Genomic DNA, 12,792 nt, shown 5'->3' with positions numbered 1-12,792 from the left:
ATCTATAAAATAATAGCCTAATAACCATTAACTTTGCCAACCACAAAATACACTACTATGCAATATGATGTTATCGTTATCGGTTCGGGCCCGGGTGGCTATGTAGCCGCTATACGTTGTGCCCAGCTTGGTTTAAAAACCGCGATTGTTGAAAAATATAATACCCTTGGCGGTACTTGCCTTAATGTAGGCTGTATCCCCTCCAAAGCTTTGTTGGATTCGTCTGAACATTACCATAATGCCGCTCATGCTTTTAAAACGCATGGTATTAACCTGGACAACCTGAAAATTGATTTCGGCCAGATGATCAAACGTAAGCAGGAAGTTGTTGATGCCAATACCAGCGGTATCAGTTACCTGATGAAAAAAAATAAGATCGATACCCATCATGGTGTAGGATCATTTAAAGATAAAAATACCATCATCGTTAAAAAGAACGATGGCACCGAAACCGAAATCACCGGTAAAAACGTGATCATCGCTACCGGTTCAAAGCCATCGGCATTGCCTTTCCTGAAGATCGATAAAAAACGCATTATCACTTCAACCGAAGCATTAACCCTGACTGAAATACCTAAGCACCTGGTGCTGATAGGCGGTGGTGTTATTGGCCTAGAGCTGGGTTCTGTTTATGCCCGCTTAGGCTCAAAAGTATCTGTAATTGAGTTTATGGATGGCATTATCCCAACTATGGATAAAGCTTTGGGTAAAGAACTGCAAAAAGTGCTGACCAAATTGGGTATGGAATTTTACCTGAACCATAAGGTTACCGGCGCTACTGTAAAAGGTAAAGAAGTAACCGTAACCTTTGATACCCCAAAAGGCGAGAAACAGGAATTGAAAGGCGATTATTGCCTGGTTGCTGTTGGCCGTGTGGCTTACACCGATGGTTTAGGTTTGGATAAGATTGGCATCACTGTAGAAGAACGCGGTCGTAAAATTACCGTTAATGATCACCTGGAAACCAGCGTGAAAGGTGTATACGCTATTGGCGACGTAATAAAAGGCGCCATGCTGGCCCACAAAGCCGAGGATGAAGGTACTTTAGTGGCCGAGATCATTGCAGGCCAGAAACCGCATATTGATTATAACCTGATACCGGGCGTTGTGTATACCTGGCCGGAAGTTGCCGCTGTTGGACAGACAGAAGAGCAACTAAAAGCAGCTGGTGTAAAATATAAAGCCGGATCGTTCCCATTCAAAGCCAGCGGCCGAGCACGTGCCAGCGGTGATGTGGATGGTTTTGTAAAAGTATTGGCTGATGCCACTACCGACGAGATACTGGGCGTTCACATGATTGGTCCGCGGGCCGCGGATATGATAGCCGAGGCTGTAGTTGCCATGGAGTACCGTGCCAGCGCCGAAGATATTTCGCGCATGAGCCACGCTCACCCAACCTACACCGAAGCCATGCGCGAGGCCTGCTTAGCAGCTACCGATAACAGAGCAATACATATGTAATTTCGGAATTGGGAATTTCGATTTCGGATTTGGAATATTGAAGTAAAGAATACAAAAAAGCAGGAACAATTAGGTTTGTTTCTGCTTTTTATTTGCTTTTTGTTTTGGAATAGCTTACATTGAACTAAATTATTAGTTATGAAGAGCCTGAGCTATATCTTATTAATGAGTATGTTGTTATGGGCATCTGGGGGCAGGGCACAAAACAAGAAACTAAAAAAAGACCAACATCAATATTTACCTGATATTGATGTTTACGACATCAACGGTAAACACACTACTTTGCGACAGTTGGGTAAAAATAAAGTGTTATTTATCGATTCGTGGTTTATACCCTGCCCGCCATGTTTTCGTGAAATGAATGTGCTGCATCAACTTTATGCAAAGTATAAGACCAATAAAAATTTCAATTTTATAACTATATGCCGTACAGACAGTGCAATAGCCCGAAAGTTTTTTGCTCAGGATAAATCAATGGCTCGGTATATAAATATGTATCATGGTTTTAGCCATCTAAAATATTTTAAGCTCCCGGTGTATTTTATACCTGGGTGTAATGAAAAGATATATGTAGATAGAGAGTTGACCAAATATACTCCGGATGATAAAGCCAAATGCCCCGACGCGCAATTTGGCTTTCACGGTTATCCAACTATCGTTATTTTTGACAAAAAAGGAAAACTACTCTTCAAAAAAACCGGTTATGACGATGATGCAGAAGAAGCTGAGAATACGAAAATTGAGCAGATGATCAAAGAAGCTCTTGCGATTAAATAAATGATGATTTTGTTGAATATCGGTATTTTGGTACTCACGATAGCTTCCATGGAACTATTATCATGGGCTATGCACAAATACCTTTTTCATGGGCCATTGTGGTTTATCCACAAAACGCATCACCAGGAACGGCGTGGTTGGTTTGAACTGAACGACCTGTTCAGCATCGGTTTCGCTGCTTTTGCTTTATGGTTGATGTGGATTGGGCACCTGAATCTGGACTATCATTTTTGGATTGGCACCGGCATCAGTATATATGGTATCATCTATTTTATTTTCCACGATTGGTTTATCCACAATCGTTTTAAAGCATTCAAAAGTAATAACCGATACCTGATAGGTATCCGCCGGGCGCACAAGATGCACCACAAATCAATACAGAAGAGTCCTTCGGAAGAATTTGGGTTGTTAGTGGCGAGCAGGAAGTGGTTTAGGAGGTGATGTCTGAACTCGAATTAATGGAATTAAAGAAGCAACAGAATTAAACCTGCCAGGAAAATTTACCACGCAAATTCGGCTAATTCTTTAATTCCATGAATTCGGGTTCAGACTGCTATCACATGCTTCCCTTTTTTGTAACCTATGGCTGCAAAATACAGGATGAACAGGTAAATCGGCAACAAGATCCAGTACGAGGTTTGTGCTGCCGCTTCGGGACCGGCACTTGCTTTTGACTGATCAACCAGGAAACCGTAAATAGGCGGGAAAACTGCCGCGCCTGCAATACCCATAACCAATAACGATGAACCGATTTTGGTGAACCTGCCCAGGCCAGATAGGGCCAAAGGCCATATAGCCGGCCACATTAATGAATTGGCCAGACCCAAAAGTGCTATGCAAGCCACAGAGGCATATTTAGGAACAATTAGAGCTGCAACGGTTAAAACAACACCTAAAACAGCTGAGTATACGAGTGCCTTTTGTTGTGAAATATAATGAGGGATAAATAAAATACCAGCAATATAACCGATAACCATACAGGCCAGTGTGCCAGAGGCAAAATATTTGGCGGTAGATAGCGGGATGTGATGCGCAACGCCATAACTAATGATAGAGTCGCCGGCTATAACTTCGGCCCCTACGTATAAGAATAGTGCTATTACACCCAATACCAAATGAGGAAATTGTAATATACTGGTTTTGCCGGAGTTGGCGGCAGCTACGGTTTCGTCCTCATGATCGGTATCAATTTCTGGCAGACCCGAGAAATAGATCAACACGGCCAATACTACCAGTACAATAACAATCAATACGTAAGGTAAAATTACCCGGGAAGCCAGTTCGTTCAATTCGGCTATTTTTTGGGTAGCATCGAGTTTAGCAAGATTGGCTGTAAAAGCGTCGATGTTTTTTAATACCACGGCACCCAATGCAATAGGCGCCAATACGCCGGCAAACTTATTACAGATACCCATGATGCTGATACGTTTGGCAGCGCTTTCGGGTGGACCAACTATAGTGATATACGGATTGGATGCCGATTGTAAAACGGCCAGTCCCGAACCCTGTACAAATAAACCAATAAGGAAAACAGCATAAGTCCTGGTTAAGGCCGCGGGGATAAATATCAGGGCACCTACCGCCATGATAAGCAAACCTACCGCCATACCATTTTTAAAGCCAAATAATTTAAGCAGCCAGGCCGATGGCTTGGCCATTAATAAATAGGCAATGTAAAAAGCGCTCGCAACTAAAAATGATTCAATGTTATTAAGCTGGCAGGCAATTTTTAAATAGGGTATCAATACAGAATTTAACCAGGTTACAAACCCGAAAATGAAAAATAATGCACCTATGATGATGATAGGATTTATACCCGATTTTTTTACTACAACCGGATTTTCGACTTTGATAGCAGTAGCCATTTATTTCTTTTAGTTAAATTGTTAGGAACTTAATGAAGTTTCTAAAATAATTAAAAAAGTTGGTAGATTGTATTGATAATGTGAAAATTAGTAAAATTAAATGAGGATATATTTATCTTATTTAAGTGATTTATATCATTTGTATGATTTTTGGCGTCGATTTTTCTTTAAAAAATAGGCTAATTATGTGTTTTATTGATTTATCAAACGTTTGCGTATTGGTTTTTATGTGCAATGCCTATAAAAGTCAATATTTGGAAAAAAATTCAATTTATTGCAAGGTATTGGTTCAATTGATCATCTATTTCAGAAATACTCAATCCAAATTAAAATTCCGAAATTCGGGCGCTTACATTCATCACCTGCATGAAAATATTAATAGTTAACAATACCGTGATACCCGCTGCCAAATATGGCGGTACCGAGAGAGTGATATGGTGGCTGGGCAAGGAATTAAACCGCCTTGGGCATGAGGTTACCTATCTGGTAAGCGCAGGTTCTGCCTGTCCTTTTGCTAAAGTATTAGTGTATGATCCGGCTATCGACATGAACCAACAGGTGCCTGATGATGTGGATGTGGTGCATTTTCATTTCCAGGTGAGTGGCTTTACAAAAAAGCCACACCTTATTAATGTGCATAACAACCCGGGCTACGGTCAGGTGCTGGATCAAAACTCCGTATTTGTATCGGCCAATCACGCTGCCCGGCACGGTTCAACAGTATTTGTACACCATGGTCTCGATCCCGATGATTATCCTAAGCCCGATCTGCGGCAAAAACGGACGCATACTCACTTTTTGGCCAAGGCCGCCTGGCGTGTTAAAAATGTAAAGGGCGCCATTGATGTAGCCACTCAAAGCCATAATAAACTGGTAGTATTGGGCGGCACACGATTAAACCTGAAAATGGGCCTGCGCTTTACGCTTAACTTAAATGTAAGCTTTAAAGGCATGGTTGATAATAACCAAAAGTCGGTAGTGTTAAATGCCTCCAAAGCTTTGTTGTTCCCGGTTTTATGGCACGAGCCTTTTGGTTTGGCTATTATCGAGAGTCTTTATTTTGGTTGCCCGGTTTTCGGCACGCCTTACGGATCATTACCCGAACTGGTACCCGCCGAAGTTGGTCTGCTAAGCAACAGTAAACAGGAATTGGTAGCCGGATTAAAATCCGTAGATATCTTTAGTAATCAACATTGCTATGATTATGCCATGGAACATTTTACCGTGCAAAAAATGGCACAACATTACCTGGCGCTATATGAAAGGGTTCTGAATGGTGAAAGTTTAAACCCGGTAAACCCGACACTAAAAGAAGTATCGCCCAAGTACCTGCCCTGGAACGCGTAAAATGGTTCAGATTTCCAATCTCCTAAGCCTTTAGCGAAAATATTTTGTCATGCTGAACGCAGTGAAGCATCTACTAGTAGCCATTTCTAGCTTGTTAATAGATCCTTCGTTCCTCAAGATGACAAAAATATTAAGTTTTTTAAAACTTGAAAAAGGCCAAATTTTCAAAGATTCTTGATCACACAACAGCTTAATAATATTATAATGTGTTATTTTGTATCCTAAATATCTCCGGTGAATAGTTCAGCAACCACTTTATCTCCCGCATGTAAAAAGCCATACATTGTAGTGCTGGCATTGGCCATATTGGTAAATATAGCAGGCATTGGTATCCGTTATTTTACCGACGATCCGAGTTTGTACAGTGTGATTGCCCGCGGCATGGCCCAAAGCAACAATTTTACCGATCTGATATACCACGGAAAGGATTGGCTGGATAAACCGCATTTTCCGTTCTGGATGGCTGCGATCAGTTTTAAGCTCTTTGGCATCAATACCATCGCTTATAAATTACCGGCCCTGCTGTTTTTCCTGATGTCGGTAATGTACACCTATAAACTGGCCCGTAAGTTTTACGACCTGGAAACTTCGCTCATCGCCACACTGATATTACTTACCGCACAGCATGTACTCATGTCAAACACCGATGTGCGGGCCGAGCCTTATATTATGGGTTTGCTCATGGGGGCTGTATATCACTTTTATAAACTCAAAGAGCGTTTTGGCTGGGCCGATATTTTACTCGGCGCCCTGTTTACCGCCTGTGCCGTCATGACCAAGGGTATTTACCTGCTTATCCCTATCGGCAGCGCCATTATAGGCGATTATCTGTTTAAAAAAGATATCAAAAGCCTGTTCCATTGGAAATGGCTGCTGGCGTTTGTATTAGTGTGCATATTTACCTTGCCCGAAATTTATACCTTATATATACAGTTTGATATACACCCTGAAAAAGTGGTGTTTGGTAAAACAGGTATATCGGGAATCCATTGGTTTTTGTGGGATAGCCAGTTTGGGCGTTTCAACAATAACAGCTTTATCCGTAATAGTCATGGCAGCGTGTTCTTTTTTCTGCATACGCTATTATGGGCCTTTGCACCGTGGATGTTGTTGTTTTATTGCGCTTTGATCAAGCATATTGGTAAAATGATCAAAGGCGTAAAACTGCCCGAGTATATCACCATTAGCGGTTCGGTAGTGATGCTGCTGATATTTTCGGTATCCAAATTTCAGCTGCCTTTTTATACTAATATCCTGTTTCCATTCTTCGCCATCATCACGGCGGGCTCTATCCGGGAAGTTATCCAAAATAAAAGCAAGTTTTTTACCATAACCCAGTATACCATTGTGGCCTTGCTCATCATCGCGGTAACCGTACTCAATTTTGTTTTCGAGCCCGAACGCTGGCCGGTATTTGTATCGCTTTGTATCGTGCTCATCGGTATTACCTTGTACATATATAAAAATAGCGGCAACCGGCAAAGGGCATTGGTTTTATTAACCGCGGTGATAGGCTTATGGGTTAATGCTTATTTGATGGGCGTAGTTTACCCTACACTGTTAAAATTTAAAGGCGATGTTCATGCGGCAGAGTACATCAACCTACATTACCCGAATGATGAGATCATAGCCGCTTTTGACGTGCCCAACGCTTTCGATTTTTATACCCACCAGCCGGTAACTTTTATGAGCATGACCGAGGCAGCTACGCACAGCAAAGCCCTCATCCTGATTGATGACAGGTTAAAAACAGACCTCGAAAATAACCACAGCGACTTCCGGATAGTGCAGGCATTTTACAATTATCCCAACGAAAATATGACGCTGCCCTTCATTATCAAAGCCCACAGAATGGGAACGCTGGAGCGTTTTTATTTGGTAAGGATAGATAAGGCGTTGTAGGGCACAGGGTTTAGTACTGTGATAATACGAGCGCCGAGCTAAATTAAGATCATCTGTCATCCTGAATGAAGTGAAGGATGTATTCTACGATTGAAAAATTTAATAACAGATGCTTCGTTCCTCAGCATGACAAATGTATTAGTGTTTTTATGTAGAGACGCATAATTGCGTCTCCTTTAGGGCAAATAACTTTACAGGGAAGCATGTGTGAGACGCAATTATGCATCTCTACGTCAATAATCTTCATTTTAAGAGATCTCTTGACTTCAAATACTATTATCCCTACATTGCACTTGTAATTATTATCATCATGTTACAATTCAAAACGGTTCTTCCTCCACCAGTAGTAGTTGTTGCTTAAGCAACGCAACCGGTTATTACTGTAAAAACAACTTTAATATTTTCCTGCAGCAGGCGGTTGCTTTGTGCTATCTAATCTTTTAGCCATTCATTCTATTTTCTTATTTCAACCGCAACAATGAACAAATATATGTTTATGGTATTTGCCGGGGCATGCAGCTACGGCATACTTTCTACTTTTGTAAAACTGGCTTACCAGGCTGGTTACACCATCGAGGAGCTGAGTGTTACTCAGGCTTCCATCGGTTTTATCGTATTATCTACATTAACATTAATACAAGGGCATCATAAAAAGTCCGCAACTGGTTCAATTCCTACATCAGCCTGGCTTTATTTATTACTTACCGGTTCCTGTATCGGCATGACCTCTTATGTATATTATCTTTCTGTAAAATATATCCCGGCCTCTGTGGCTATAGTACTGCTCATGCAGTTCACCTGGATTGGTATATTGCTGGAGTGGCTGCTTTTTAGTAAAAAGCCAACGGCTATTCAATTCGTCATTATAGGTGTTATATGGGTGGCTACCATTATGGCAAGCGGAATAGCCGGCACGCAGAATAGTCATCTGCCGGTTATCGGTATACTTTATGGTTTGCTATCTGCCTTATTCTACGCTGTTTTTATATTGATCAATAGCAGGTTAAAATATGCGGTCAGTTCCTTGACGAAAAGCTCGGTCATGATCATGGGTTCGGCTATTTCGCTAATCATCTTTACGGGGCATCAATTAGTAGCTGTTCACCATTTTAATATACAGTTATTGAAATGGGGGGCATTCCTGGCTTTGTTTGGTACCATTATCCCCCCGCTTTTATTTGCTTCGGGGATACCCAAAACGGGTCACTTTAAAAGTTCGGTACTGATGACGGTGGAGTTCCCGGTGGCGATGTGCTGTTCCTGGCTTTTCCTGAACGAACATATCAGTATGCTGCAATGGATAGGTGTAGTGATATTGCTCCTGGCCATTGTGGGTATCAAACGAAAAAACGCGTAGCAGTAAAACTGTAAAGGAATTGGGAAGGGGTGTCATGGTTTCGACGGAGCCCAGGATGACACCCCTTTTTATTTTGGATAGTAAAAATAAGCTCCGTGTCCCCGTTCCTAACGTTCAGTCGTCATCAGGGCAAACAACAAATTTGACAACGATGAAAAACTTAGTATTAATCCCATCAAACCAAAATTAAAATGAAACAGATACTTCATATCATATCAAGTGCCAGCGGGCAGGCTTCTGTGAGTGTTCCATTGGGAAATGCCATTATTGAAAAAATCAGGCAAACTTATCCCGGTAGTATTGTTAAAGAACGTAATTTATTAGAAAAACCGCTTCCGCATCTGGAAGAAGCACACGTCGCCTCCTTTTTTACACCACCGGAATACAGGACACCGGAAAATCTGGAAGCCATTATACATTCCGACGAAGTGGTACAGGAAATTAAAGAGGCTGATATCCTGGTTATCGGGGCACCCATGTATAATTTCGGCATTCACTCTACCCTGAAAACCTGGATCGATCACTTGATCAGGGTTGGTCTTACTTTTAAATATGATGATCAGGGAAATCAAACGGGATTGATTGAGGGGAAAAAAGTTTACCTGGCTTTGGTATCGGGTGCTGTGTACTCGGAAGGCCCCATGCGCCCGGCCGATTATGTAGAGCCTTATCTGAAAACCATACTAAGCTTTATCGGCCTGAGTGATATTACTTCAATCCGTGTGGAAGGCCTGGCCATACCGGGAGTAAAGGAAACCGCTTTCCAAAAAGCTATTGAAAGTATTTGTATTAACTAAAGGGTACGTTAGATAAGTCAGGGTTTGATATTGCCCTTTAATTTTTGTATATTTATACTAATAATGGCCCTGCTTACTGTTTACCAGTAAGCAGGGCCATTTTGTTAAAGGACAAAAAGGGTAAAAAATAGTTGATTTTTTATTTAGTTATTTGACAATCAGTTATTTAATACTTTTTAAAGTTTCAAAAACGCATCAAAACAGTGTTGTAATTTGTTAAAAAGTGTTAAAATCGATGTTTTTTGAATGATTTTGGGCCTTTTTTGAGCCTTTTTTGGGCAGAAAAATGTTAAAATTTAAGGTTTAAAAAGTTTTTTACATGTTCATTGGTTGGTTAGTATGGGGGTGAGAGTAAAATAAAATTCCGAAATTCGGCCCCAATAAATCCGACATCGAACATCCGATATCCGAAATCAAAAAATATGCTGCAAATACAGGAAAATGTATCGCTCAAAAACTTTAACACCTTTGGTATCGATGCCTATGCCCGCTATTTTGTGGAGATAGCACACGAGGAGGAACTTGTGGAACTGTTTGCCGACCCTCAATGGCTGCAAATTGATCGCCTGGTGCTGGGTGGTGGCAGTAACCTGCTGCTGGTGAGTAATTTTGATGGACTGGTGATCCGCATTAATATCCGTGGTATTGAGCACCGCATCAGTCATAACGACGTTTTTGTGGAAGCCGGCGGCGGCGAGGTATGGAACGACCTGGTAAACTTTTGCGTAGCCCGTGAATATGCCGGTATCGAAAACCTGAGTCTGATTCCCGGCTCGGTGGGTGCATCGCCTATCCAAAACATAGGCGCTTACGGTGTAGAACTAAAAGATGCTTTTTTGAATTGCCGAGCTTTTGAAATAGCCACCGGTACTTTTAAAACGTTCACCAAAGAGGATTGCAAGTTTGGCTATCGCGAGAGTGTATTTAAAAATGAGCTCAAGGGGCAGTATATTATTGTATCTGTAAAATTTCAATTATCCCTTATTCCTAATGTCAATACACAATACGGCGCTATAGGGCAGGAACTGGTTAACCGGGGTATCACTGCGCCAACTATAAAAGATGTATCGACGGTGGTATCGCATATCAGGGTATCTAAACTGCCAGACCCATCTACCATAGGTAATGCGGGCAGTTTCTTTAAAAATCCATTGATCAGTGCGAAAGAGTTCAACGTGATCCAGGCAAAATTTCCGGATGTGGTTAACTATCCTGGTGGCGATGGCCTTGTCAAATTAGCTGCTGGCTGGTTGATTGAGCAGTGTGGCTGGAAGGGAAAAGTAGTAGGAAATACGGGTACCTGGAAAAATCAGGCACTGGTATTAGTGAACCACGGAGGTGCAACGGGTGCAGAAGTGTACAGTTTTTCGTCGCAAATCATAGACAGTGTGTACACTAAATTTGGCGTTATGCTACAACGTGAGGTGAATATTATTAGTTAAATAATTTTATTCTAATTAAACTTTGGCTTTCGTTTTGCGTCAATAGTATAACATTCTTGTTACGAAACTAAATTTCATTAGTTTTTCATTTAGGCTTATTTTTATCATTAATAATCTGCTTTTCAATAGGTTAATTGTCTGTATAGTGTAATTTTTACACACTTGATATTTTTATTTAAATCGTCTTTTGTCTTTGTCGCTGCTCCGGGATCAATTTTTAAGTGGCATCATGGTTGCCTAAGAGTTGATACAAAACTTTAACAAAATGACAAAGATTGAGTTTAACACCCTAGTACTACGTCAGGCAAGTTCATTAAGGTCTTACGCCCTTCATTTTACGCATGACGCAGATGATGCTAACGACCTTGTCCAGGATACAATGTTGAAGGCCATAACTTATTACAATAAGTTTAAAGAGGGTACTAATTTAAAAGGATGGTTATATACCATCATGAAAAATACATTCATCAACAATTATCGCCGTTTTGTTAAAATGAGCACCTTTGTTACCAAGTCAGATGAGATCTCTTCTCCAAACCTGGTATACAGCTCTACAAAAAATCAAGGCGAAGCAAAATTTGTGATGGACGACATCAAAAGAGCGCTTGACCGCTTACCGGAAGATTATTATGTACCCTTCACCATGTACTTTGAAGGTCATAAATACCACGAAATTGCCGATCATCTGGATATCCCGATCGGTACTGTAAAAACCCGTATTCACGTAGCCCGCAAATTGCTGAAAAAGAATTTGAAAGCTTACGATAACGGTATTGCCAAACCTGTTTACGCAGAGAATTAATATCTATTAAACTCAAATATATATAATAGAAAAACCCGCTTTTGAGGCGGGTTTTTTGTGTTTTTATCTGGCTGGATAATTTATACCGCGAGCCCCGTTTGCAGGTCATAGGTATAGGTTGATCCATTGATCACTATTTTTACCTGGTGATTTCCCAAAAACTGAATGGTGCCCTTATAATCCCATGTACCATCGGCGCCGCTACCCTTGGTGGCAAAACTGGCCGAACCGCTGATGATATCCCCTTCTTTGGTAGGGTCGATAATAAGTGAGTTAAATGAGTAATTATAACTGGAAATAGTTGTTTTGGATGCCGTTGCTTTAGCCTGTAAATTGGTGTAAACATTCATAGAGCCGGTCATAGACAATTGCGAATCCTTATTGCCCGGTGTTAATAGCTTCATATTGAGCGTTTCGCCGCTTTTAGTTAGTACGATATAGTCATTCGAAGTGATCGATACGTACAAACTATCATAAACACTGATGCCAGAAAGCGAGCTGCCTGTACACTGTACGTTATATTTGATCTTGTTCCAGATGCTGAATTTGGCTGTGTCGCTCAGATCCAACGCGAACTGAAATGCCGTATCTATTTTAAAACCACAATCCGGGGCATGGGTTGATTGTACTTTTAGATGCCCTTTATGACTTTGATTCATATCATCGGGCATATTAGCGCCATCGGCAATATTGAACGAACCATATTCGCCGTACAGTATCTGTTTAAGATTCATTGCAACAGTGCTGCTTACTACTTTGGTGCTTACTGTGCTAGAATTGTTTTTGTTATTATTATTGTTTGCGGATTTGATACAAGCCGAATAGCCGATAGCGATGCAGGCAAGTAGTAAAAAGCTGAGTTTGGGGTACTGTTTCATAAAAAAGGTTTGGTGTTCTGTGCAAATTTAACTTATTATCAATGAATTAAGGAAATGAGAAATCAAATTAATTTATGGAGATAATCAGGTATAGGACTGCCTATTGGATTAAATTATCCGCAGAACATAACAAACAAAGCATCAATAAACTACCAAACTAATAG

The 12,792-nt window shown here is 40.9% G+C and carries 11 protein-coding genes; 9 read left to right on the top strand and 2 right to left on the bottom strand.

Annotated features, from left to right (window positions below; translation table 11 throughout):
- Nucleotides 1-57: 57 nt before the first annotated feature.
- The 3 genes from lpdA (at nucleotide 58) to G7092_RS15485 (ending at nucleotide 2,679) form a co-directional block, all read left to right on the top strand.
- Entirely contained in the window at nucleotides 58-1,461 is a 1,404-nt protein-coding gene (lpdA, locus tag G7092_RS15495; protein ID WP_166091026.1) for a dihydrolipoyl dehydrogenase, read from the top strand.
- 138 nt (nucleotides 1,462-1,599) lie between these two features.
- Nucleotides 1,600-2,238 carry a TlpA family protein disulfide reductase gene (locus tag G7092_RS15490; protein ID WP_166090709.1) on the top strand — a complete coding sequence of 213 codons (639 nt, stop codon included), beginning with the start codon at nucleotides 1,600-1,602 and terminating at the stop codon, nucleotides 2,236-2,238.
- Entirely contained in the window at nucleotides 2,239-2,679 is a 441-nt protein-coding gene (locus G7092_RS15485; RefSeq protein ID WP_166090708.1) for a sterol desaturase family protein, read from the top strand.
- A 104-nt stretch (nucleotides 2,680-2,783) separates the two neighbouring features.
- Here the strand turns inward: G7092_RS15485 and G7092_RS15480 are convergent, their stop codons facing one another.
- A complete protein-coding gene (locus G7092_RS15480) occupies nucleotides 2,784-4,103 on the bottom strand; it encodes a sugar MFS transporter (RefSeq protein ID WP_166090706.1) in 1,320 nt (439 codons plus the stop codon).
- A gap of 366 nt (nucleotides 4,104-4,469) precedes the next feature.
- Here G7092_RS15480 and G7092_RS15475 point away from each other — a divergent pair, with 366 nt between their 5' ends.
- From G7092_RS15475 to G7092_RS15450, 6 genes are all read left to right on the top strand, one after another.
- Nucleotides 4,470-5,450, top strand: a complete 981-nt coding sequence (locus tag G7092_RS15475; RefSeq protein WP_166090705.1) for a glycosyltransferase — start codon at nucleotides 4,470-4,472, stop codon at nucleotides 5,448-5,450.
- Between the two features lie 234 nt (nucleotides 5,451-5,684).
- On the top strand, nucleotides 5,685-7,352 hold the full coding sequence (locus G7092_RS15470) for an ArnT family glycosyltransferase (protein WP_166090704.1): 1,668 nt from the start codon (nucleotides 5,685-5,687) through the stop codon (nucleotides 7,350-7,352).
- Nucleotides 7,353-7,830: 478 nt separating this feature from the next.
- Nucleotides 7,831-8,709, top strand: a complete 879-nt coding sequence (locus G7092_RS15465; protein ID WP_166090702.1) for an EamA family transporter — start codon at nucleotides 7,831-7,833, stop codon at nucleotides 8,707-8,709.
- 191 nt (nucleotides 8,710-8,900) lie between these two features.
- Nucleotides 8,901-9,506: an FMN-dependent NADH-azoreductase gene (locus tag G7092_RS15460; RefSeq protein WP_166090701.1), complete on the top strand. Its 606-nt coding sequence runs from the start codon at nucleotides 8,901-8,903 to the stop codon at nucleotides 9,504-9,506.
- A gap of 422 nt (nucleotides 9,507-9,928) precedes the next feature.
- Nucleotides 9,929-10,948, top strand: coding sequence for a UDP-N-acetylmuramate dehydrogenase (gene murB, locus G7092_RS15455; RefSeq protein WP_166090700.1), 1,020 nt, complete (start codon nucleotides 9,929-9,931; stop codon nucleotides 10,946-10,948).
- Between the two features lie 265 nt (nucleotides 10,949-11,213).
- Nucleotides 11,214-11,750, top strand: coding sequence for an RNA polymerase sigma factor (locus G7092_RS15450; RefSeq protein WP_076376152.1), 537 nt, complete (start codon nucleotides 11,214-11,216; stop codon nucleotides 11,748-11,750).
- Nucleotides 11,751-11,830: 80 nt separating this feature from the next.
- On the opposite strand, the gene G7092_RS15445 is transcribed toward G7092_RS15450, so the two are convergent.
- Complete coding sequence (locus tag G7092_RS15445; protein ID WP_166090699.1) at nucleotides 11,831-12,628, bottom strand: hypothetical protein; 798 nt, start codon at nucleotides 12,626-12,628, stop codon at nucleotides 11,831-11,833.
- Between the last annotated feature and the right edge of the window lie 164 nt (nucleotides 12,629-12,792).

The sequence above is a fragment of the Mucilaginibacter inviolabilis genome, from assembly GCF_011089895.1.
Taxonomy (GTDB): Bacteria; Bacteroidota; Bacteroidia; order Sphingobacteriales; family Sphingobacteriaceae; genus Mucilaginibacter; species Mucilaginibacter inviolabilis.
The sequence above is the reverse complement of the archived record's forward strand: the minus strand, read 5'-3'. Positions and strand labels throughout refer to the sequence as shown.